Source organism: Roseibium sp. SCP15, assembly GCF_040329435.1.
Lineage (GTDB): Bacteria > Pseudomonadota > Alphaproteobacteria > Rhizobiales > Stappiaceae > Roseibium.
In genome coordinates, this window is record NZ_JBDZYI010000003.1 from 272,927 (window position 1) to 295,055 (window position 22,129).

A 22,129-nucleotide genomic window follows, 5' to 3' on the forward strand; every position below is an offset into this window, starting at 1 on the left:
CAGAGGCCGCATAAAAATTCCTAAAATTGACGATGACCGACAAATATCTTCTCGACCCGTCTGACATCCGCGTTCTCCGCGTCCTGCAAAGGGACGCTTCGCTATCCATTGCCGAGGTCGCAAAGGAAGCGGGAATGAGCCAGACACCATGCTGGCGCAGGATCAAACGCCTGAAGGAACAGGGCATTATTCGCCAGATTACAGCCATTATCGACAGGGAATCGGTCGGCCTTGGCTTCGTTGCCTATTCCTTCGTCAAGCTTGCCGTTCCAAGCCGGGACAACATGGAAACGTTTGACAAGCTGGTGCATCACTGGCCGGAAGTTGTCACGTGCGAACGCATCACCGGCGCAGTCGACTACCTGATCAAGGTCGTCACCGATGATATCAAAACTTACGACAATTTTCTTCGTTTGAAGCTTCTGGACAATACGCTTGTCTCGGACGTGCAGTCCCGCATTGTCGTCAATACGGTCAAGGACACGGTCGCCTTGCCACTGCGCGAAAACTAGTCGGCAGGAAACTGGAAGTCTGACGCCGCATTCTTTCCGACCATCAAATGGTCAGGCTGTCTCAAGGCCGCCGTCAGACTACCAGTGCACTTCCCTGTGGAAGCTCAGTCGTCTTCAATCCGGGTCACCTGACCGGACTGAGGGTCGATCTTGATTTCAAGCTTTTCACCTTCCAGCGTCACTTCCGCCTCGATACGGTCGGTTTTGACTTCGATTTCCCGTATCAGGTAGCCGCTGTTTTCCAGGCTTTTTGCAATGTCGGAGACGGTAAGGCCGATCTTGTCGCCAGGCCGGATCTCCGCCGACGCAATCGCATTGAGACTGAGGAACACGGTCGAGGCAAGAACACCTGCTTTTGCGAGGTGGCTGGCAGAGGTCATTTTGTTTCTCCAGATTTGCTTCGGCTTTGTCGCCGAACTTGAGAAACGAAGTGGGATCGGTCCGGGCAATTACAAATTAACAATCGTACACACTGCCGGCATTTCGCCTCTGCTCACTTTTGGCCGGCCGTTCCTTAGGTCGGAACCGCAGCACGTGCAGGTTGACCGTCGGTTTGCTCGACAAGGGCACCATAAAGCAGTTCATCGATGAACAGCGACAGAAGCTGTGTGCGGCCGGTGACACCTGCCTTGCGGTAGATCGCATTGCACTGCGCTTTCACCGTCCCTTCCGCTGTTTTCCGAACGGACGCCATTTCCGCTATCGAAAACCCTTTCAATGCAAGCAGCGCCACATCCCCTTCAGACGGCGTCAGGCCCCAACTGTCGAAATGTTCTTCAAGCAGGTTCGCAAACTCACCCGAAGCTGCCTTGACCTGCTGCTCCAGTCGCTTTTGCCTCGTCATGACGCGGCGAACTTCGAATGCAGATCCAATCAAACTGACGACAAGCACCACGATGACCAGGTTCTCAAGCACATCATTGCCGATCAGGCCGGTTGTCTGCTCCCCCCATAAGAGGTCGGAAAACTCCTCAAACACCAGGACCAGAACACAGATCGACTGCAGTCCGATCAAAAGCCAGGGCCACGCGGTTTTCCAGTTGTTGAAAGGAGACATTTCCATTCCTCGATTTCGGCAGAGCCACCAATACTACAGCATTGCCCAAATTCACGACGGCTACAAAAGTTCTGATCGATGCGTGTCAATGAGCGTCCATCTGCCTGACTGAAAGCCCCGGCCACCAGGAGGGGCGTACCTGGGTGTGGGTTCGGCCGGGGCAGGCTCAGTCAGATGTTAGTCGTCGTCTTTGTCGCCATCATCCTCATCTTCCAGTTCCAGTTCGAGAACCAGACCGGACTTGGCATCGATAACAACTTCCATCTCCTGGCCATCCTTCATGACCTCGGCTTCCAGCTTGCCGTCTTCGGTCTCAAATTCTTCAACGGTGTAGCCCTGCGACGTCAGCGCAGAACGGATATCTGCTTCTGTCGTCCCCAGATTGTCGCCGAGGGAAACGGCAGCAAGAGCCACCCCCATGCTTGCGATCAGGCCGGTCGCGGAAAGAAGCGTAATTGCTGCGGAGTTAAATGGGGCTTTCATGAGATTTCATTCCTTGACTGATTTGGAGTTCAGATCGCCAACGAACCATCCGCTGGCTAGACCTGAATTGCCTGCGGAAACCTCATTTCGCCATAACCGAAAAGCTTATAAACCGGTCCATAAACCAAGGTTTATGCCCATCGTTCCAGGGTTTAGGGGGAGTTTAGGAAGGAAAACGTGCCTTGGTCAGACTGCAAATCTGGTTGGGGAGAGCCCGGAAGGATCCACGATGGGCGTCTTGTTGCTGATGAGTTCAGCCAACACGCGACCGGTGACCGGACCAAAGGTGAAACCGTCATGGGCATGTCCGAAATTGAACCACAGACCCTTGTGTTTCGGAGACGCACCGACAATCGGCAGCGAGTCCGGCAAACAGGGTCTCGAACCGAGCCAGGGTTCATCCTGAAGAGCCTTTCCGAGCGGAAACAGTTCCTCTGCCCGACGCCTTGCCAGCTTGATGACGTTCGGATTGGATGGAGCGTCCCGTTCGGCGAGTTCCACACCGGTTGTCAGACGGATCCCCTTCTCCGTTGGCGTCATCGCAAAACCATTCTCAACATCCACCACTGGCCGCGACAGCGACACACCTGCCTGTGGCTGAAAGTGCATGTGATATCCACGCTTCACAGCCAGCGGATAGGTTTCACCGAGTTTGCTCAGAACGTCCATTGACCAAGATCCGAGCGCAATGACGGCGTTTTTTGCTGATATGGCCCCTCGCTCGCACTCAAGGGACCAGCTTCCCCGCTGATTTTGCACTTTACGCGCATCTCCTCGAAAATACGCTCCACCTTCCTGGACATACCCACGCCAGAACGCGTCCACCACTGCCCCCGGGTTCGAGACGGAACAGCTTTCGGTCCAGTGAACCGCATTGAGGTCCGGAAGTTTGAGCCCCGGTTCGAGCTTGGTCACATCGCTTGATGCCAATTCTTGGTAGTCGACCCCAAACACCCTGGCATAATACCGTTCGATCTCACTTTCCTTGAAAGAGCTTCTGCTTCGGTAGACGTGAAGCCAACCTCCGGTGCGGTAAAATCTGTCGGCGATTGTGGATCGGGCAAGATCAAGATGCTCCTGCACGACCAGGGCCCTCAAGGGAGCAACCGTCTTGGCGTAATGTTCGACACTCTCACCGCTGCTGGCCAGATGATAGCGGCGCAACCAGGGGAAGAGACGCACCAGCGTCGCCAGATCATAGGAAACAGCACTGGATTGCTTGAGAAAGATACCGAGGAGTTGCTGAGGGTGGGTGGGAACCGCGTGCGGCGTGAACCCGTTCCGCTGAACGATACCGGCATTCCCGAAGGACGCTTCACCACCCGGATGTTTCCAGTCGACAAGGGCGACATCGAGACCTAGCCTGTGAAGATGAATAGCCGTGGACACCCCGACTATTCCTGCCCCAAGGACCATGACATCAAAGGTATTGGGTTTCCGTGCCTGTTTTGTCATGTCCATTCCGGCCAGGTCCAAATTTCGATTAATCTGGTGTCCAGGTTCCGGATCCTTTATGAGGCGCAAGGTGCCTGCCACACTGCGCGGTTTCAGGAGACAAGTTTAGATGATTCGAATGCTCCCGGCAGGTTTGGCTTGGATCGGACGCCACGGCACTGCGGCCCTGGCAGTGAGCATCTTCATCGGCATGGCCGTTCCGGCGCTGTCTGCCCATCTGCGGCCTTATCTTCCTGTTGCCGTGTTCAGCCTTCTCACTCTAGCTTTCCTGCGGGTTGATCAAAATGCGATCAGACAGAGACTGCGACGGCCCGCCCTTCTTGTCGGTGCGCTCATCTGGATGATGCTCGGAGCCCCCCTCCTTACCTATCTGGTGATCGAGTTTTCAGGACTGGCAGCGCTCGGCCCGGACGTGGTTCTGGCGCTCTACATCTCGACAGCAGCTCCACCGGTCATGGCAGCCCCGGCCTTTATCTACTTGCTGGGCCTCGACGGCACGCTCAGCCTTGCATTGTCTGTTGCCGCCCTGATTGTTACTCCGTTGACCGCTCCATTTGTCGGCGAGCTGATGCTTGGCCCGTCATTGCCATTGAGCGTCGGCGGACTGGCCGTTCAACTGTCCATGCTGCTTGCCGGAGCGTTCATTCTTTCGGCGATCTTCCGCAAACTTGCCGGCACCGAACGCCTGGCGCGCAGCACTCTGCACATCAGCGGATTAAACGTACTTCTTCTCTTGTTCTTCGCCGTTGCCGCGATGGACGGTGTTGCCGCAAGCTTTGCCAACAAACCGCTTTACACGCTTGGTCTGACCGCCCTTACCTTCTGCCTGGCTCTGATCCAGATCAGCCTGTCCCTCATAATTTTTGCGCCCGCCTCTCGTGAGGATGCCTATTCGATCGCCCACACATGTGGAACTCGAAACATGGGCCTGATGGTGGCAGCGTTTGGAGGAACTCTTCCGGAGTTTACCTGGCTCTGGTTCGCAGTCGGTCAATTTCCCATCTACATGCTGCCATTGCTGCTGAAGCCTTTTGTGCGGGTGTTCTGCCGCCAAAACACAAAAACTGTGACGCAGCAGACCTGAACGCGGCCGGAAGTGTGCTTAGCTCCTGAAAACACGCATGAAACGTGAGGAGTTGTTTGTGCCATTTATGAATTTGATCCGAACAGCAGGTTTGCGAAAGGTTCTGCCCGCCCTGACGACCGCAATTGGTGTCGCAGTTTTCGGTCCGGCCGCAATCGCAGGCGATGATGCGGAAATCCAGGTGCTGGGTTTTTCCAAGAACGGCAGCTATTTCGCTTTCGAACAATACGGCGTCCAGGACGGTTCCGGTTTTCCCTATTCGGAAATTTTCGTACTCGACGTGATTGGTGACAGCTGGGTCGAGCCATCTCCATTCCGTCGTCGCGATGACATAAATGACCGGGAGGTCTACGACGAGGACCTGTTCCTGAGCGAGACCCGCGCCCAGAACAGAGCAACCGCACAGCCTCTCTTGCAAAGCAAGGCCATTGCCGGAAAGGGCAAGACTGTTGGTATCAATCCGCGCACGGAGCTGTCGTCCGATCCCCACAAGATGGTTGTTTCCCTCTGGAACACGGACCGCCGCGGAGAAATTCCCCTGGAACTTACCATGGAGCAGTATCCGATTTCCTCCGCGAAATGCGAAGGATACGGCACACAGACCAGTGGCTTCCGACTGACGATGACCTTTAACGGTGTCGTCCGAACATTGAACGAAGACAAGTCCGTCCCGAGCAGTCGTCTATGTCCGCATGCCTACCGCATCGAGCGAATTGTTACCCATTACCCTGATCAGGCTCCACCTGTGTTCGCGATACTGATCCAGATGGACAGCTTCGGCTTCGAAGGACCGGACCGCAGATATCTGGCAATAACGGGGCGGCTTTAAGTTCCTAAACCGATTGAGTGACCAGTCTGCATCTTGCCCCGCAACTACAGAAGTGCTAGCGCGGCACCATCAAGTCTGAGCGGACCGAACTCTGCCGCCGTGACCAGTCCGGGAGACCAAAAATGCCGCGCGACATCAAAATCGCTCCATCCATCCTCGCTTCTGACTTTTCCAAACTGGGCCAGGAGGTCCGGGACGTGGTGGGCGCAGGCGCGGACTGGATCCATCTCGATGTCATGGATGGGCATTTCGTCCCGAACATCACCTTCGGGCCGGATGTAATCGCCAAGCTTCGCCCTCATACGGACAAGGTCTTCGACACCCACCTGATGATCGAGCCGGTTGACCCTTACCTGGAAGCATTCGCCAAGGCGGGCTCCGATATCATCACCGTGCACGCCGAAGCCACGACCCATCTTGACCGTTCCTTGCAGGCCATCAGAAACCTCGGCAAGAAAGCTGGCGTCTCGTTGAACCCGGCAACTCCGGAAAGTGTCCTGGAATATGTACTCGACCGCCTGGACCTGATTCTGGTGATGACCGTGAACCCCGGCTTCGGTGGACAGAAATTCATCCAATCCCAGGTCGAAAAAACACGGCGCATCAGAGAAATGATCGGCGAGCGTCCCATCGATCTGGAAATCGATGGCGGTGTGACGCCCGAGACGGCTCCACTTGTTGCAGCTGCCGGCGCCAACGTGCTGGTGGCAGGATCCGCCGTCTTCAAGGGCGGTTCGGTTGAAAGCTACGCCTCCAACATTTCCGCGATCAGGAAGTCGGCACAGGAAGCCTGAGACGGGTCAGCCGAAGCGCATGATTGCTGCGCTTTCGGGCCCTAAGCGGACTTCAGCGGCGCTTTCACAAACTCCGCCCTTTGCATCGTGCGGCCCCGGCTTCAACGGCGCAAATGGATAAACTACAGCTCATGACAAACCAGGAACGAACTTCGGTGAACAACGGCAAATTCGAAACCGACCGTCACGGATGGGCTGAACTGCTGCCGCCGCGACAGGCAACCAGCCCTCTTGAAGGGGAGCATCGGGCCGATTGGGCGGTCGTCGGAGCGGGCGTGACAGGTCTGGCCGCAGCGCGCCAGCTTGCCGAAAACAGGCCGGATCAGAAAATTGTCGTGCTCGACGCACGCGAAATCGGTCAGGGTGCCTCGGGAAGAAATTCAGGTTATGCCGTTGCAGTCAGCCACTTCGGCGGAGGCTTTGCCCGACAGAAGATAGACGAATACCGACGGGTCAATCGGATCAATCAGGCCGGATTGACGTTGTTGCGGGAGCGTATCGAGACGAACAGTATCGCCTGTCAGTGGCGTGAACAGGGTTTCTATCATGCGGCTGCGGACAACCGGTCCCAGGCCGAATGCGATCATTTTCTCGAGTATCTGTCCGCCCTGGAAGTTGCGCACACTCCACTCAGCTCGGATGAGCTCGCGGACCGCCTCGGCACAATAGCCTATAAAGGCGGTGTTCATGTCCATCAAGGTGCGCTGGTTCAACCCGCAGCACTGGTACGCGGTCTGGCCGACACTTTGCCCGCCAATGTGCAGCTCCATGAGAACAGTCCGGTACTGAACATCGATCGCAGCACTCCTCTTCGGCTAATGACGTCTGGCGGCGCGCTGTCAGCGGATAATGTGCTGCTGGCCACCAACTTCGAGGCTCCCAAGCTTGGTTTCCTCGCACGGCGTCTCAGCGCTTCCACACTGACCGGCAGCTTCACACGCATTCTGTCTGAGGAGGAAAGGGCAAGTCTTGGATCACTTGCCGATTGGGGTGTTCTTTCTCTGCACGGCGGTGGCGCAACCGTTCGTCTGACGGTCGACGGACGCATCAGCCTCCGCAACACCGCCGAATACAACGGTGGCAAGCTGCTGGATGCTGCTCAACTGAAGCAGCGGCAGGCCGTCCATCGCGAAAGCTTCGAGCGCCGCTTTCCGCAACTGGCCCATGTGCCCTTCGAATTTGCCTGGTCCGGTGTAGAAGGCATCAGCCGCAACAGCACCAATTTTTTCAGCAAGGCAGCGAAAAACATCTTCATTGCCGGGGGCTACAATGGCTCGGGTGTCAGCCGCGGCACTGCTTTTGGACATGCTCTCGCCGATTACGCATGCGGCGACGACACAGATCTGATCCGTGACTGCCTGGCCTCTGCACCGGCAACCTGGATCCCGCCGCGTCCTCTGGTGGACATTGGAGCCTATTTCACCGTCAAGAAACGCTTTCGCGGCGTTGGACTGGACCGCTGAAGCTCTTATCATCTCAACGGTGGCATTTCGCGCTACGTCCGAATTCGCAAAGCTTGTAAGCCTTGCCGCCACCGTTACAGCAAACCTAAGTCATGCCCGGGAGGGCTGCCCCCCTCGGCCGCAGCTGTTTCAAGCGGAACAGACAATTTGCCTCTGGTCTGACCGCAAGCGGTCCTTCGATGTAAAAGCTGGGTCAACTCCCCCCACAACCTGCTTCCCGCAAAGATGCTCTGTCGGCTACAGTCACTGGAAGTGATTTGGGGGAATCGTCTTGGCGCATATGAAACGCAGCATAGGGCTGCTCAGCCTGACCTTTGTCGCAATCAGCGGAATTCTTGGTTCCGGCTGGCTGTTTGCGCCGCTTCTGGCCGCCCAAGCCGCGGGTCCTTCTGCGATGATCGCCTGGGTCATCGGCGGCTTCGCCATGCTGCTTCTGGCTGCGACCTTTGCAGAGATCGCAACCATTCTGCCTGTTGCCGGCGGCATTGGCCGGGTTCCTCACTTCTCGCATGGCTCCGTGGTCTCCATGACCATGGGCTGGACCGCCTGGATCGGCTACAACACGACAGCCACGATCGAAGTAGAGGCTGTATTGCGATATTCCAAGAGCCTCGCTCCCTGGCTCTATACGCCCGACAACCAACTCTCAGCCTCCGGTCTTGGGGTTGCCTGTCTTCTGCTTTTTGTGTTCACGGTCCTCAATGCCTTTGGCGTCAAGTTCTTCGCCCGGATCAACACCGCCCTCACCTGGGTAAAGATCCTGGTGCCGGCGCTGCTTGCCGCCGTTATCCTGACATCCGAGTTTCGCTACGCCAATTTCAGCGACTATGGAGGATTTGCCCCTGAAGGGATCAAGGGCATTCTCTCGGCCATTTCGACTGGCGGCGTCATATTCGCCCTGATTGGTTTTAGGCACGTGATCGATATGGCAGGGGAAGCGCGCAATCCCAAGGTCAACATTCCGCTCGCTCTCGTATTGAGCCTCGTGGTCTGCCTCTTGATTTATGGCGGTCTGCAACTGGCTTTCCTGGGGGCGCTCGATCATGCCCAGCTCGAGAAAGGCTGGCACTCGCTGCATTTCGCCGGTGAACTTGGCCCCATGGCTTCCCTGGCGACTGCAGTGGGAGCACTCTGGATCGTCAGCATCCTGGATACCAGCGCCCGTATTTCCAGCTTTGCCTCCGGTCTTGTTTCGGTTGGGTCGAATGCCCGTCTCGGCCTTGCTATGGCTCAAAACGGTCTCTTCCCGAAATTCATGGAAACCCTGTCGGAGCGTGGCGTGCCGCTGTTTGCGCTTTTGGTAAACTTCGTCGTCGCGGCCATCTTCTTCATTGCGTTGCCATTCAGAGAGGTCCTGTCTCTCAACACCTCTTCGATCGTCTTGTCCTTCGTTGTCGGTCCGATTGCCGTTCTTGCCTTCCGGCGCCTGCTGCCCAACACTCCGAGGGCCTTCGTCCTCCCGGCCGCGCCTGTTACCGGATGCCTGGCCTTCGTGGTCGCAAGTCTGATCATTTACTGGAGCGGCTGGGACACAATGATCCACCTGGGCATATGCCTTGCCATCGGATTTGCCCTGCTGTTGATCCGCAGCACGCAAGGTGGTTTTGACAGTCTCGACTGGCGCGAAGCCTCCTGGCTGGCGCCTTATCTGGTTGGACTGGTTACCTTGTCATATCTTGGATCGTTTGGCGGTGGCGCCGGTCTCATTCCGGTTGGCCCGGATATTCTGGCGGTCGGCCTGCTTTCAACCTGCGTTTATGTACTCGCAATTCGCCTCAGCCTGCACAAGGACAAGTTCGCCCTCTACCTGGCCGAAGAAGAACTGGAAGAAATTGGTGAGTATGATTCAGCTGAAGACGCACCCGTCGAAAGCACCGACTTCAAGATATAGAAGATTTATTGAAATAAATGAATTAGTTATTTGATTTTTCTAATGCAATATATCAGAAAAGTGAGTATCCATCTGATTAGCAACGAGAGGTCAACCTCTCAAGATTGCCAGCAATCTCGCTTACCGGTCTCGAAACCCGCCGGAGCAACATTCAGGGAAGCAAAGTCAGGCTTTCCAGATAGTACACCCCTTCGGCCTCGATGAACTTGGCAAGCACTCCCTTGTCGTAAAGGTCGTTCCCTTCTTCCCAATCCGGATCGTACTGACACCCGACATAAACATGGTTCGGATTTTCCTTGTCGATGTCCGGATCGTAGCTGATTGTCCATTCCGGTTTGGTATCGCATTGTCCGAGACTTGAGATGGCTGCAGCAAGTCCCGCAGCTCCGGAGGGCGACGACAAGATGGCTTTGAAGTCCGGATCGGCGGCAATTGCAGGAGACGACGCTCCGATCACGGCGGCGGCAAATAAAACATGAATTGACCGGAAAAACACTGTTGTCTCCAATTGTCAGCTGAAATGGCGCGAATTTGAAGGCACCACAGCACAACATTTCTCAACAAAGATTAAACCAAACAGTGACTTTCCGAGGTGAAACTCCTCGGATCAGCTGTATCTGCGCCCGGATTTGATCGGAGCCGTTTTTGCCAGTTTCTCGTTCAAGCCCACCGGATAGAGTTCCAGTTGCTTGGCGGCCAGCTCATCAAGTGACATCCAGGTTGCCAGACCGGTTGTCTCGTCATTCAGGTCGTATGAGAAACTGTCCTTCTGGTAAAAACGGCTCTCGGCAAAATGCGCGTGACAAAGGAACACAACCTCATGCCCCAGGACGCCGTGATGCTCGTAAAGATTTTCCATGACAAAGAAATTGTCGAGAAGCGTGATCCGGGCGCCCAGTTCTTCCAGGAATTCCCTCTGGAGAGCGTCCCGCCAGGGTTCACCGAATTCAACGGTTCCACCAAGTGGGCGCATTCCCGTCACCCTGCCGGCATCGTCCTGAACTTCCGAGAGCAACAAAGCGTCATCCTGCCAGATCAGGGCAAGTGCTTTAACGGTGATCATGTTTGCCGGTCGCCAGATTGTCATTACCGTCTCCAGAAGGCGCAGATAGTCAAACAACGAGCTGTAAAATTCACATTGTGCGTCCTCTCGCAAGCAAAATCGGCGTCCTTCCATTGAAGGCGTCGCCCCCATTTGCTATTCCGCAGCCAGAATTTCCTAAAAAGACGAGGTCTTGCCCGCGATGATTCCGCGCTATTCCCGCCCTGACATGGTTTCCATCTGGTCTCCGGAGTCGAAGTTCCGCATCTGGTTCGAGATCGAGGCCCATGCCTGTGATGCGTTGGCCGAACTCGGCGTCATTCCGAAAGAGGCTGCCAAGACCATTTGGGAAAAAGGCGGCAGCGCCACATTCGATATTGACCGGATTGATGAGATCGAGCGCGAGACCAAGCACGATGTCATCGCATTCCTGACCCATCTGGCAGAGATCGTCGGCCCTGATGCCCGTTTCGTTCACCAGGGCATGACGTCTTCGGACGTCCTTGACACCTGCTTCAACGTTCAGCTGGTCAAGGCAACCGATCTTTTGCTTGCCGACATGGACGCCCTGTTGGCCGCACTGAAGCGCCGGGCAATGGAACACAAGGACACGGTCTGCATCGGCCGCTCGCACGGCATTCACGCCGAGCCGGTGACCTTCGGTCTCAAGATGGCCGAGGCATATGCCGAGTTCGATCGCTGCAAGACCCGCCTTCTGGCAGCACGTGAGGAAATCGCCACCTGTGCCATCTCCGGCGCAGTCGGCACGTTTGCCAATATCGACCCGCGTGTGGAAGAACATGTCGCCAAGGCCATGGGACTTCAGGCAGAACCTGTCTCGACGCAGGTGATCCCGCGTGACCGCCATGCCATGTATTTTGCAACACTCGGCGTCATTGCGTCATCGATCGAGCGCGTCGCGACCGAAGTCCGTCACCTGCAGCGCACCGAAGTTCTTGAAGCCGAGGAGTTCTTCTCCAAGGGCCAGAAGGGGTCTTCTGCAATGCCGCACAAGCGCAACCCGGTGCTGACGGAAAATCTGACCGGTCTTGCCCGTATCGTTCGCGGCTATTCCATCCCGGCAATGGAAAACGTCGCCCTGTGGCACGAGCGGGATATCTCCCACTCGTCCGTGGAACGCATGATCGGACCGGACGCCACAGTGACGCTCGACTTTGCGCTTGCGCGTCTTACAAACGTTGTCGACAAGCTGATGGTTTACCCGGAGCGGATGATCGGCAACATGGACCGTCTCGGTGGTCTGGTGCATTCACAGCGCATCCTGCTCGCCCTGACACAGGCAGGTTCCTCCCGCGAAGATGCCTATCGTCTGGTTCAGCGCAACGCCATGAAGGTTTGGGACAGCTATCAGGTTGCCGGCTCAGCCTCCGTCGACTTCCTAACCGAGCTGCTGGGTGATGAAGACGTTCGCAAGTATCTCTCCGAAGAAGAGATCCGCGACCGCTTCGACCTTGGCTACCACACCAAGAATGTCGATGTGATCTTCCAGCGGGTGTTCGGCGAAAGCTGACCCTCGGCACATAGCCTTGCAGAGGATCGGGACATAGACCACACGGTCATTCCCTGTCCCTGCTCGGCGTTAGCACAGATCTGTTGCTCGCGGTCTCCCGGGAGCAATCAACCCGTTTCATTCAGATATGCGTCCCGGCTTTGCGTCCCACTGGGTGTCAGCAGGAACGACACCCCAAGGCCTGAAAACATCGGAGACGATCCGTGAAAATTGCTGTTGTATCCGATATTCACGGAAATCTGCTGGCACTGGAAGCAGTGCTGAAGGATATCAAGCAGGAAGCCCCGGACGTTGTTGTCAATCTGGGCGATTGTGTTTCAGGTCCCCTCTGGCCGGAGGAAACAGCGGCACTCCTGCGGGAAACGAACTGGCCGACCGTCCGCGGCAATCACGACCGCTTTCTGATCGAGGATCCGATTGACAAGATGAGCTGGTCGGATGCCTTCACCGCTCGTTCCCTGTCACCGGAGAGCCACGAATGGCTCAAGACCATGCAGACGGATATCCGGCTGACCGATGAGATTTTCCTGTGCCACGGAACACCGGACAATGACGATCGCTACCTGACCGAAAAGGTGGACGGGCCCAAAGGTCACCTGCCTGACGAGGAAACCCTGATTGCGGAGCTCAAGGGAGAGAAAGCCGCGATCGTCTGCTGCGGACACACACACATTCCGCGTGTCGTGAAACTGAACTCCACAGGACAGACCATTCTCAACCCTGGAAGTGTCGGCTTCCCTTCTTATGACGAAAACCATCCGTTGCGGAATGAGATGGCAGCTGGCAGCCCGCACGCCCGCTATGCGATCATGACCAAGGCAGATGGAAACTGGACATTTGAAGACAAGATCATTGAATATGACTGGAACGCCGCAAGCTGCGAAGCGGAAAAACACGACCGAACAATGTGGGCTACAGGACTGAAACTCGGGTTTTTCGGCCCCCTCTCCTGATTGCGTCAACGAGAAAGTCTAAGGTTCCTTCATGAAGATTTCCGAAACCGATATTCTGCTCATACCAGGTTACGGCCAGATCCTTCCGGGACACTGGCTGTTGCGCTGGCGGGACAAGATGGCGACCGCACGTGTGGTCAAGCAGGCCGAATTGCATGCCCCTTCGAAAAAGGAATGGCTGGAAACACTTGTTGTCGAAATCGAAGCAGCAAAACGTCCCGTTGTCCTAGTGGCACATTCGCTCGGGTGCATCCTGGTTTCGCATGGCGCACACGCCCTCAAGGACAAGGTCAAGGGCGCTTACCTCGTCGCTCCATCAGACTGGGACCGTGAAGGCCTGGTCGAGGAATTTGACGGTGGCGACTTCAAGCCGGTCCCGACGGATCCGCTCCCCTTCCCGACCCACGTTGTGGCCAGCCGGAACGACCCGTACTGCACGTATGAGCGCTCGGAACATCTCGCCAAAGCCTGGGGAGCCACCTTCCAGGATGCAGGTGAAGCCGGACACATCAACCTGGAAAGCGGACACGGCCCCTGGCCGGAAGGCCTGATGTCCTTCGCTCACTTCATGAAGCGGTTGGGATAACCCGGAAACCGCCTACCACTAGTGTTGGGCAGACGGGTTCGGCCCCATCAAGGCTCCGATCTTGGTCGCGATGTAATAGCTTACCGGCAAGGCAACCAAGGCACCGGCAGCGGCACAGCCGACCAGCAGGAGCGCATCGATATCACCTGCTCCAAACATGGTGAGCGGCACGAGAGCGCCTATTCCGGCAAGCGTCGGTCCGACGATAATGAACAGGATAGTCGCCAATTTCCACATAAGGTCCCCCATCAGGAAGCGGCGGCCTTCCGTCCGGATACCGAGTTGCCTTCTCGGCTCCAAAACCGTCGCAATTGCAATGGGTTGTTAGTTGCAACTTTTTGAAACTTGGTGCATTGACCAAAGTCAACATTTTGCGATTTCAGCAAGGAAGTTGCGTGATGGTCTCTGATCGCACGCTTCCAGCTACCGGCCAATCGTTGAAGAGCTATTCAGCGCTGCTGCGATGCTCGCTTCTCTTGTTGGCAAGTGCCATGCCTGCAAATAGCAGGATAATGGAAATGACAAACAGTCCGCTTATTTTTTCGCCAAAAAACAATGCGCCAGCCCCTACTCCTGACAGTGTCGCGAAGTAGCCGACCTGGCTGAAACCGACGCCGTCAGTATGACGGTATAGCTCGAACGTCAGAATGTAGCTGAGTGCGGTGATCATCATCAGCGCAACGAGATAGGGACCCAGCGAGAATATCGTACTGAGGTCCAGCTCAAATGCACCTGCGGCATAGGCAATCGGGATCAACAGGACGGCTTGAGACGCCAATGTGCCCGCGGCAAGTACCATGGGTTGCCCTCCTGCCGGATAGGCCTTGTCCCTGAACACATTCGTGATCGCAAGGAACACCGGGACGCTCATGGCCAGCCCCCATGCCGACCAGGAGAACGACGTACTATTGAAACCCTGCAATGTGGCAAGAAGCACTCCTGCGAGCCCGGCGCACAATCCGATCACACGACGGCGCGGCAACAATCGGCGCTCATAGGCTGAGGCGGCAAAAAACGTCATCAAGGGAGACAGCGTCACGACCATGGTGAACAACCCGGCGGGCATTTCTCTCAAGGCAAAGTAGCCGAGAGATTGCGGCACACTGATACCCAGAAGCCCGCCGATCACGTAATAGCGCCCATGAGCTGCGGAGAACTGCCTGGAAAGCTGGGTGCCGGACCGGAAAAACACAAGCGCGGACAAAAGAACGGCAGCACCGGCAATCTGCCAGTAGAAAGTAACAAAGGGGGGAACTCCCTCCAGAACAAGGAACTTCGCCAAAGCGAAATTGCCACCGACCATTGCCCCGATACCAACCGTGAGCACCCCTGCCCGGACAACATGATTACCGCGGCCGGTCTGGCCAAATTCTCGTGTGGGATTCTGCATCTGAGGCTCCTGATGGCTGTCAGAACGATTGCCTGAACCCTCAGATATGCCTATTCATTCAGCGCAACAATTATGCAATTATGCAATTTTTTGTTGCAGGATTATCAACAATATGGTTTCACCTTCTGCTGCCGAAGTGTTCGCGATCGTTGCTGAAACAGGTAGTTTTTCAAAAGCTGCCGAGCGCCTGGGCCTTTCCAAATCTGCAGTCAGCAGACGGGTCAGCGCACTTGAGCACCAACTGTCGGTGCGTCTTCTGGAGCGCACGACCCGGCACCTGCGGGTAACCGATGCCGGCGAGCGTTATCTGGTCCATGCCATGCTGGCGCTGGAACACATGAAGGAAGCGGAAGCATCCGCACGCCTGCACAGTGACCAGGTCATCGGAAAGCTGAAGGTGCTGGCGCCGATGTCGTTCGGAAAGCTGCATGTCACACCACATGTGTCAGGGTTTCTGGCAGCCTATCCTGGACTGTCGGTAGACCTGCATCTGGACGACCGCAAACTGAACCCGCATGATTTGGGTTGCGATCTGGCGTTTCAAGTCGGAGACCTGCCGGAATCAAGCCTCATCTGCCGGAAGCTGGCGCAACTCAACAGTGTTGTTTGTGCCGCCCCTGCCTATCTGGATCAGGCACCACCAATAACCGTCCCCGCTGATCTGATCGACCACAATTGCATCCTGTTCTCCTATTCGGACAACAAAGACGATTGGGTATTCAAATCAGAATTCGGTCAGGAGACGGTTGCTGTTGCCGGCAACTTCCAGGTCAACAACAGCGAGGCACTTTGCGATGCCGCCCTTCACGGTCTTGGGGTGGTTCGCCTTCCATCCTTTGTCGCCGGCCGCTACATCGCCGTTGGCAAACTGCAGCAGCTACTTTCACAGCATGAGATGCCGTCCAAGACACTCTATGCGGTGCATGGCGCACGAAAACTGGTTCCAAGGAAGGTTAGGGTCTTTATCGATCATTTTGCGACCCTGTACGATCCTCAGCCGCCATACTGGGAACAGCCGGGAGAACCGAACAACGAACGAGACACTTGATGAAAGGTCAGTATCCCGCCTTGGACCCTGTTTCAGACGGCGCGACTGCTTCGACTTCCTTCAAAGCCGCGCGGGCCGCATGGTCGAGGAAGATCGTGTCGATACCGTGGGACATCAGCTGGTATCCCTGTTGAACGGCCTCTTCGACTTTCTCGCCGCTCAGGCAGAAAATTCCCGCAAGCTTTCCAGCTGCACGGGCTTTTTCGGCAATTTGAGCACAGACCTCAGCCGTGCCAGCCCCGTTCGGATCAAGGGCACTCCCTTTGGAGAGCGACAATGATAGATCGCTCGGCCCGACAAAAATCCCGTCGAGTTCGGATACGGACAGGATGTCGTCCAGCGCGTCGATTGCCTCTTGTGTTTCAATCATGGCCAGGGACAACGTCTGGGAATTGGCATTCTTCAGATACTGGTCGCTGGTCTGGCCGTTCAGCATCGCGGCCCGGAATGGCGACCAGCTGCGCTCCCCGACCGGCGGGTACTTGATGGCACGCGCAAATTCTTCCGCTTCCCTTTTTGAGTTGATCATCGGCGCGATGATGCACTCGGCCCCCATATCAACCAGTCGACCGGCCAGTGCGTTGTCACCCACCGGGATGCGCGCAATTCGATGAGATCCCGCGAGCGCGATCAGCGCGAAAGTGTTTACCGCGGTGTCAAAATCAATCATGCCGTGCTGAAGGTCCAGCGTGACCGCTTCATAGCCCGCACGTGCAAGCAGTTCGGGCACCATCGGAACCGAAAGCAATGACCATGCTGTAACCACCGGCTTCCCGGAACGAAGTTTGTCGGCAAGAAAGGAATTCTGTGTCACGGGCGTTCTCCTGATTGGACGTCATCAAATCCGCGCCGCCTGACTTCCGCAAGCCTTGATTTCAGAAAAAGTGTTCTGCAACGATTGCTTCAAGGCTTTCTTCCAAAAACAAAAAAACGCCCGCCGTTTCCGGCGGGCGCTCTTCAGCTTTCACGAACTCGGCCGGGATCAGCCTTCGTTCTGCAACTGCTCGATTGCTGTATGCATCAGTTCATCCATGGTGCGGCGAATCTGATGATCGGACTGGTCAACATTGTTGGCGTCGAAGTCTTCACGGATCTTGCGGAAGACGTCTTCGTCACCCGGCTCTTCGAAATCGGCGCGGACAACTTCCTTGGCGTATTCTTCAGCCTTGTCCCCTTCGAAGCCCAGGTGTTCGGCAGCCCAAAGTCCCAGCAATTTGTTGCGCCGTGCGGTTGCCTTGAACCGCAGCTCCTCGTCATGCGCGAATTTGTTTTCAAATCCCTGTTCGCGCTTGTCGAATGTGCTCATACTTATCGTCTCCTGAACTGCGCTAATGCACTTCTCCCCATATGGGGCTTATTTGGTCTCTTGCATATCCCCGCCGGCTCGGCAAATCAACGCAGTACATGCTTCCTTGCTCCAAAAGCATAACAGGTCTGCAAATAACAGAGAAAACATAAGATTGTACTTTTCTCTCTCTTCGGGTAAGTTCCGCGCCGCAAAAGAGGGTTTGCAGCCTGAAGGCGCCCGCCGGTCGATACAACAGTCCCGGTGGAAATCAGACAAGGTGAGCAAGAACCCTCCCGAAGGATTCTCTCAAAAACGACACGGTATAGCCCATGAACCGCCGCCGGCGAATTTATGAAGGTAAAGCAAAGATTCTTTACGAAGGTCCGGAACCGGGAACCCTGGTTCAGCACTTCAAGGATGATGCGACAGCCTTCAACAACAAGAAACACGAGATTGTTGACGGCAAAGGTGTGCTCAACAACCGTATTTCGGAATTCATCTTCAACAACCTGAATGCAATCGGCATCCCGACCCACTTCATTCGTCGCATGAACATGCGCGAACAGCTGATCCGCGAAGTTGAGATCATTCCGCTGGAAATCGTGGTTCGCAACGTCGCCGCTGGCTCCATTGCCAAGCGTTTGGGTCTTGAAGAAGGCACCCAGCTGCCGCGCTCCATCATCGAGTTCTATTACAAGAATGACGAACTCGACGATCCCATGGTCGCTGAAGAACACGTCACCGCTTTCGGTTGGGCAACACCGCAGGAACTGGATGACATGATGGCGCTGGCCATCCGCGTCAACGACTTCCTGTCGGGCCTGTTCCTGGGTGTCGGTATCCGCCTAGTCGATTTCAAGATCGAGTGCGGCCGTCTGTTCGAGGGTGACCTGATGCGCATCGTGGTTGCCGATGAAATCTCCCCGGACAGCTGCCGCCTGTGGGATATCGAGACCAACGACAAGATGGACAAGGACCGCTTCCGCCGCGATATGGGTGGTATGCTGGAAGCCTATCAGGAAGTCGCCAAGCGCCTCGGCATCATGTCCGCCAATGAGCGCCCGGCCGGGACCGGCCCGACACTGGTGCAGTAAAGACACAGGCAGGACGCAATCAACCCCGGCTAACCTCGCGGAATGATTGCAAAGCCATTTCTCTGCCATTAGGACGCCCCCTTATACGACAAGGGGGCGTTTTTTTTATGATTTCACGTAGCTTTGCAAAAACGGTGCTGCTGGTTCTGATCTGCGGACTGTTGGCAGCCTGTCAGACGACCGGCCTTAAACCCGGCAGTGTTGAAACGCGATTTCCAGTTGATGGGTGGATAAAGGCCCAAAAGGGCAATTCGACCATTTATGCGTGCGTAAAATGCAAAACGCCGCAGATCATCTTAACTGGGCCGTCAAAGGTCACCGGCGATGTGGAAAGCGCTATCCGCGCCGATGTTTTGAGCACGGGCCTTTTGTCCGAGATTGACAAGACTGTTACCAAATTGAGCAGCGGTGCGATCAGATCACTGTCCCGTCGCAAAATCACGACCAAGAATTACAGCGGCTTTGAGTTTGTTTACCGTATCCAGGAACCGGGAAAGAAACCGATATACCTGGCTGGCCGGTCAATCGTTCAAAACGACAAGGGCATGCAGATCAGTTCCTATGCCGCTTCCGCAAATGTGGCAAAGGCCAACTTGAGGAAGTACCTTGCGAACACAACCATCCGACGCCTCCCTTAATTCGCGTCTTTTCCCCTCTGACCTCTTTCACTTCCGGGGCTCCTCGTGTATGGGGAGCCCCAAACTGTTTGATGAGGCAGAATCTCCTGCCTTTAGCGGGGACCCTATTATGAAAGCACGCGTGATCGTCACCCTGAAAAACGGCGTTCTCGATCCTCAGGGAAAAGCCATTGAAGGTGCTCTGGACGGCCTTGGCTTCGGTGATGTCGGCTCGGTCCGTCAGGGCAAGGTGTTCGACGTCGAGCTCAATGGTTCCAACCAGGATGCCGCGAAAGCCGAGCTTGAGCAGATGTGCGAAAAACTGCTCGCCAATACGGTTATCGAGAACTACGCGATCGAAATCGTCTAATTCGGATCACCGGCGATGGATGAAGATACCCGCAAAGCCATAACCTTCATGGCGATCAAGGCGGCCATTTTCATTCTGGTGCCAGCTCTTGCGGCAGCAATTGCCGTTTTTACTCTGCTTTGAACCAACGGAACCAGCCCCATGAAAACCGCCGTCATCGTTTTCCCAGGCTCCAATCGCGATCGTGACATGTTCCACGCGTTGGAACAGATAACCGGCGCCCGTCCTCAAAGTGTCTGGCACACGGAAAGCACATTGCCGGACGTGGACCTTGTTGTTGTCCCTGGCGGTTTTTCCTACGGCGACTATTTGCGCGCCGGCGCGATCGCTGCCCGCTCTCCCATTCTCAAGGACCTGGTTGCCAAGGCCGAAAGCGGCGTGTCCGTTCTCGGCGTCTGCAACGGCTTTCAGATCCTGACGGAAGCCGGTCTCCTTCCCGGTGCCCTGATGCGGAATGCGGATCTTCACTTTGTCTGCAAGGAAGTGAAGATGGAAACGGTCAACAACGCGACACGCTTTTCCTCGAAATTCGAAAAAGGACAGGTCTGGCGGTGTCCGGTCGCCCATCACGACGGCAACTACTTCGCCGATGCCGACACACTGAAGCGGATCGAGGACAACGGGCAGGTTGTGTTCCGTTATGCAGACGGCACCAACCCGAACGGCTCGATCAATGACATTGCCGGCATCATGAACGACAAGGGCAATGTCCTCGGCATGATGCCGCATCCTGAGAACCTGGTGGAACCGCTGCACGGCGGTCTGGATGGCCGCCTCCTGTTCGAAAGCGTTGTCGAACAGGCAGCCTGAGACTAGGCTCTCGCCATTTTCAGCAATGCGGCAGTCGGCTCTTCACCGCTGCCGGATTGGATCAAGAGGTTGAAATGGCGGACATTGAACTTTCCCATCAGGACCGTGCAGCGCTTGGACGCCAGGTCCAGAGGTTCGTACAAGACGAGCTGGATCTCGAGATCGGCAACATGGACGCCGAACAACTGGTGGAGTTCCTCGTCAAGACTGCCGGCAATCATTGCTACAATCTGGGCCTTCAGGACGCGCAAATTCTGATTGAGCGCAAGGCCGAGGACATTAGCAGCGAACTCTCCGCCATGGAAAAGCTCGTTTCGGGCGAGTAACCCCACCCGAAACACCTTGTTTTCCTGCAACTTTACGCGCGCTTCCCGACCGACGCCGGAAACGGCTGGGACGACCTACTTGTTTCTCAGAAGCGTTGCCAGGTCCGAAACATCCGAGAGTTTCAAGATGTTCCAGGCCGTTTCGATCAGTCGGTCCTGACCTGACTGATCTATCAGGCCCTCGCAACACGAACGCACCTTGGCTTCAAGTTCCTCATCACTCATCGGGTTTTCCGGGCCGCCACGGTAGCGCTCGTCCGCCCAACCGGCGACTTCGCTACCATCCTTCAGCTGGATGGCAATCCGCGAACGCATGACATCGAAGCCCTGCGCCTCGATCTCCTGGTCAAGTTCCGTACGAATGCGGCGCTGCATCGCCTGCATGGCTTCGCTTTGAACGAACTCATCCGAGAACTCGCGTTTGCCCGCCTTGCGTGCCAGCGCGATCATCGCCAGGGCAGCCGGAAGCGAGAACTTTGCCTGCAGGTGGTTGGTGGCAATCGGATAACGGATCGGCTTGAGAATGTTGGTGCCTGCATGCACCTTGACACTCTCGATCGCGTCCGGAGAAATGTCCGCATCCGTAACCAGACGCAGCATCAGATCGATGGTTGGATGGGTCAGGACGCCACACGGATAAGGCTTGATGGAGACGCCCGGCTCCAGGATCGTCCAGGTCCTTCCAAAACCATCATTCATTTTCTCCGGACTGACGCCACCGCCCTGCACCGCAAAGAACCCCCAGGGACCATCAAGCGCATTCGGGTCCGCTGTGTAGCCACGGCTCGCCAGCAAGGCGGCGGTGATCCCGTTCTCACAGGCACGGCCGACATGAAGCGGCTTGGTCATTGTGCCGAAATTGCAGCGAATACCTGCAGCGAAGCTGGCAGCAATACCGAAACCCCAGCGCAACCGGTCACCTTTCAAACCGAGCAGCTTGGCAGCCGCAGCATAGGCGCCGAACGTTCCAACCGTGCCGCTCGAATGCATGCCACTCATGTAATGTTGCGGCAGCATCCACTCCGAAATTTTGCACTCAACCTCAAACCCGGTGAGAAACGCGAGCATGAACTGTTTGCCGTCAACATTGCCGAGCTTCTGGGCCATGATCAAAGAGGCCGTCAGCGGCGGGATCGTCGGATGGGTAAGAAGTCCGTAGATGTGAGCCGGATCGACGCTGACCTGACTGTCGTCCCAGTCATGGGCATGGCCCGAAGTTCCAAGAACACGTGCGGCCATTGGGGCCGGCACTTGATCCGGCAGGTTCAGCAGCTGCGCATCCGGCCGCCCGCCGATTTCAAGAGCCTCCTCCACGAGTATCTGGACCATTTCGTGGTCCGATCCGGCAACAAACAGCCCGAGCCCGTCCAGTATGCAGCGGGTCCCGATCCGAATGGCTTCCTCAGGCAGATCCTCGTAGCGAACAGCCTCTACAAAACTGGCAGCAGCCGCGGTCGCATCGGATTGCTCAGGCACTTCGGCGTAGATATTTCGGGCGACGGACAT

At 56.1% G+C, this 22,129-nt stretch carries 27 protein-coding genes; 16 read left to right on the forward strand and 11 right to left on the reverse strand.

The annotated features are described in order from the left end of the window. The first annotated feature begins 32 nt into the window (after positions 1-32). Positions 33-512, forward strand: a complete 480-nt coding sequence (locus ABLO27_RS15080; RefSeq protein WP_029064513.1) for an Lrp/AsnC family transcriptional regulator — start codon at positions 33-35, stop codon at positions 510-512. A 104-nt stretch (positions 513-616) separates the two neighbouring features. Here ABLO27_RS15080 and ABLO27_RS15085 read toward each other — a convergent pair whose 3' ends face one another. The 4 genes from ABLO27_RS15085 to ABLO27_RS15100 all read right to left on the reverse strand — a co-directional run bounded on the left by ABLO27_RS15085 (position 617) and on the right by ABLO27_RS15100 (position 3,507). Continuing rightward, on the reverse strand, positions 617-892 hold the full coding sequence (locus tag ABLO27_RS15085) for a PepSY domain-containing protein (protein WP_353033766.1): 276 nt from the start codon (positions 890-892) through the stop codon (positions 617-619). Between the two features lie 134 nt (positions 893-1,026). Then, complete coding sequence (locus ABLO27_RS15090; RefSeq protein ID WP_353033767.1) at positions 1,027-1,569, reverse strand: helix-turn-helix transcriptional regulator; 543 nt, start codon at positions 1,567-1,569, stop codon at positions 1,027-1,029. Between the two features lie 177 nt (positions 1,570-1,746). Next, positions 1,747-2,052, reverse strand: a complete 306-nt coding sequence (locus ABLO27_RS15095; protein ID WP_353033768.1) for a PepSY domain-containing protein — start codon at positions 2,050-2,052, stop codon at positions 1,747-1,749. 186 nt (positions 2,053-2,238) lie between these two features. Next, positions 2,239-3,507 (reverse strand): NAD(P)/FAD-dependent oxidoreductase, encoded by a 1,269-nt coding sequence (locus tag ABLO27_RS15100; RefSeq protein WP_353033769.1) that lies wholly within the window; start codon positions 3,505-3,507, stop codon positions 2,239-2,241. A 109-nt stretch (positions 3,508-3,616) separates the two neighbouring features. Here ABLO27_RS15100 and ABLO27_RS15105 point away from each other — a divergent pair, with 109 nt between their 5' ends. The 5 genes from ABLO27_RS15105 (at position 3,617) to ABLO27_RS15125 (ending at position 9,568) form a co-directional block, all read left to right on the forward strand. Continuing rightward, entirely contained in the window at positions 3,617-4,591 is a 975-nt protein-coding gene (locus tag ABLO27_RS15105; RefSeq protein WP_353033770.1) for a sodium:proton symporter, read from the forward strand. Positions 4,592-4,658: 67 nt separating this feature from the next. Further along, entirely contained in the window at positions 4,659-5,420 is a 762-nt protein-coding gene (locus tag ABLO27_RS15110) for a DUF2259 domain-containing protein (protein ID WP_353035033.1), read from the forward strand. Positions 5,421-5,542: 122 nt separating this feature from the next. Beyond that, the gene (gene rpe / locus ABLO27_RS15115) at positions 5,543-6,214 is read left to right on the forward strand and encodes a ribulose-phosphate 3-epimerase (protein ID WP_353033771.1); all 672 of its coding nucleotides are present in this window, start codon (positions 5,543-5,545) and stop codon (positions 6,212-6,214) included. A 131-nt stretch (positions 6,215-6,345) separates the two neighbouring features. Further along, positions 6,346-7,677 (forward strand): NAD(P)/FAD-dependent oxidoreductase, encoded by a 1,332-nt coding sequence (locus ABLO27_RS15120; RefSeq protein ID WP_353033772.1) that lies wholly within the window; start codon positions 6,346-6,348, stop codon positions 7,675-7,677. Between the two features lie 280 nt (positions 7,678-7,957). After that, positions 7,958-9,568: an APC family permease gene (locus ABLO27_RS15125; protein ID WP_353035035.1), complete on the forward strand. Its 1,611-nt coding sequence runs from the start codon at positions 7,958-7,960 to the stop codon at positions 9,566-9,568. A 151-nt stretch (positions 9,569-9,719) separates the two neighbouring features. On the opposite strand, the gene ABLO27_RS15130 is transcribed toward ABLO27_RS15125, so the two are convergent. Together ABLO27_RS15130 and ABLO27_RS15135 are read right to left on the reverse strand one after the other, a co-directional pair. Beyond that, positions 9,720-10,064, reverse strand: coding sequence for a hypothetical protein (locus tag ABLO27_RS15130; protein ID WP_353033773.1), 345 nt, complete (start codon positions 10,062-10,064; stop codon positions 9,720-9,722). Between the two features lie 111 nt (positions 10,065-10,175). Continuing rightward, the gene (locus tag ABLO27_RS15135) at positions 10,176-10,655 is read right to left on the reverse strand and encodes an NUDIX hydrolase (RefSeq protein ID WP_353033774.1); all 480 of its coding nucleotides are present in this window, start codon (positions 10,653-10,655) and stop codon (positions 10,176-10,178) included. 157 nt (positions 10,656-10,812) lie between these two features. Between ABLO27_RS15135 and purB the strand changes: the two genes are divergently transcribed. From purB to ABLO27_RS15150, 3 genes are all read left to right on the forward strand, one after another. Beyond that, a complete protein-coding gene (gene purB, locus ABLO27_RS15140; protein ID WP_353035037.1) occupies positions 10,813-12,141 on the forward strand; it encodes an adenylosuccinate lyase in 1,329 nt (442 codons plus the stop codon). A gap of 203 nt (positions 12,142-12,344) precedes the next feature. Continuing rightward, entirely contained in the window at positions 12,345-13,094 is a 750-nt protein-coding gene (locus tag ABLO27_RS15145; RefSeq protein ID WP_353033775.1) for a metallophosphoesterase family protein, read from the forward strand. 31 nt (positions 13,095-13,125) lie between these two features. After that, positions 13,126-13,680, forward strand: coding sequence for an RBBP9/YdeN family alpha/beta hydrolase (locus ABLO27_RS15150; protein ID WP_353033776.1), 555 nt, complete (start codon positions 13,126-13,128; stop codon positions 13,678-13,680). A gap of 18 nt (positions 13,681-13,698) precedes the next feature. Here ABLO27_RS15150 and ABLO27_RS15155 read toward each other — a convergent pair whose 3' ends face one another. Both ABLO27_RS15155 and ABLO27_RS15160 read right to left on the reverse strand, forming a co-directional pair. Continuing rightward, positions 13,699-13,917, reverse strand: a complete 219-nt coding sequence (locus tag ABLO27_RS15155) for a hypothetical protein (RefSeq protein ID WP_353033777.1) — start codon at positions 13,915-13,917, stop codon at positions 13,699-13,701. 208 nt (positions 13,918-14,125) lie between these two features. Then, positions 14,126-15,070: a DMT family transporter gene (locus ABLO27_RS15160; protein ID WP_353033778.1), complete on the reverse strand. Its 945-nt coding sequence runs from the start codon at positions 15,068-15,070 to the stop codon at positions 14,126-14,128. A 112-nt stretch (positions 15,071-15,182) separates the two neighbouring features. Here ABLO27_RS15160 and ABLO27_RS15165 point away from each other — a divergent pair, with 112 nt between their 5' ends. After that, positions 15,183-16,118: a LysR family transcriptional regulator gene (locus ABLO27_RS15165; RefSeq protein WP_353033779.1), complete on the forward strand. Its 936-nt coding sequence runs from the start codon at positions 15,183-15,185 to the stop codon at positions 16,116-16,118. 7 nt (positions 16,119-16,125) lie between these two features. On the opposite strand, the gene ABLO27_RS15170 is transcribed toward ABLO27_RS15165, so the two are convergent. After that, positions 16,126-16,932 (reverse strand): HpcH/HpaI aldolase family protein, encoded by an 807-nt coding sequence (locus tag ABLO27_RS15170; RefSeq protein ID WP_353033780.1) that lies wholly within the window; start codon positions 16,930-16,932, stop codon positions 16,126-16,128. A 168-nt stretch (positions 16,933-17,100) separates the two neighbouring features. Next, positions 17,101-17,424 carry a DUF1476 domain-containing protein gene (locus tag ABLO27_RS15175; protein ID WP_352945216.1) on the reverse strand — a complete coding sequence of 108 codons (324 nt, stop codon included), beginning with the start codon at positions 17,422-17,424 and terminating at the stop codon, positions 17,101-17,103. Between the two features lie 311 nt (positions 17,425-17,735). Between ABLO27_RS15175 and purC the strand changes: the two genes are divergently transcribed. The 6 genes from purC to ABLO27_RS15205 all read left to right on the forward strand — a co-directional run bounded on the left by purC (position 17,736) and on the right by ABLO27_RS15205 (position 20,623). Continuing rightward, positions 17,736-18,500: a phosphoribosylaminoimidazolesuccinocarboxamide synthase gene (gene purC / locus ABLO27_RS15180; RefSeq protein ID WP_353033781.1), complete on the forward strand. Its 765-nt coding sequence runs from the start codon at positions 17,736-17,738 to the stop codon at positions 18,498-18,500. Positions 18,501-18,607: 107 nt separating this feature from the next. Then, on the forward strand, positions 18,608-19,138 hold the full coding sequence (locus ABLO27_RS15185) for a hypothetical protein (RefSeq protein ID WP_353033782.1): 531 nt from the start codon (positions 18,608-18,610) through the stop codon (positions 19,136-19,138). Positions 19,139-19,244: 106 nt separating this feature from the next. Beyond that, positions 19,245-19,487 carry a phosphoribosylformylglycinamidine synthase subunit PurS gene (gene purS, locus ABLO27_RS15190; protein WP_353035038.1) on the forward strand — a complete coding sequence of 81 codons (243 nt, stop codon included), beginning with the start codon at positions 19,245-19,247 and terminating at the stop codon, positions 19,485-19,487. A 15-nt stretch (positions 19,488-19,502) separates the two neighbouring features. Next, positions 19,503-19,610: a phosphoribosylformylglycinamidine synthase-associated small membrane protein gene (locus ABLO27_RS15195; RefSeq protein ID WP_353033783.1), complete on the forward strand. Its 108-nt coding sequence runs from the start codon at positions 19,503-19,505 to the stop codon at positions 19,608-19,610. An 18-nt stretch (positions 19,611-19,628) separates the two neighbouring features. Continuing rightward, complete coding sequence (gene purQ / locus ABLO27_RS15200) at positions 19,629-20,297, forward strand: phosphoribosylformylglycinamidine synthase subunit PurQ (RefSeq protein ID WP_353033784.1); 669 nt, start codon at positions 19,629-19,631, stop codon at positions 20,295-20,297. 74 nt (positions 20,298-20,371) lie between these two features. Continuing rightward, positions 20,372-20,623 carry a DUF2164 domain-containing protein gene (locus tag ABLO27_RS15205; protein ID WP_353033785.1) on the forward strand — a complete coding sequence of 84 codons (252 nt, stop codon included), beginning with the start codon at positions 20,372-20,374 and terminating at the stop codon, positions 20,621-20,623. 75 nt (positions 20,624-20,698) lie between these two features. On the opposite strand, the gene ABLO27_RS15210 is transcribed toward ABLO27_RS15205, so the two are convergent. Continuing rightward, complete coding sequence (locus ABLO27_RS15210) at positions 20,699-22,129, reverse strand: MmgE/PrpD family protein (protein ID WP_353033786.1); 1,431 nt, start codon at positions 22,127-22,129, stop codon at positions 20,699-20,701.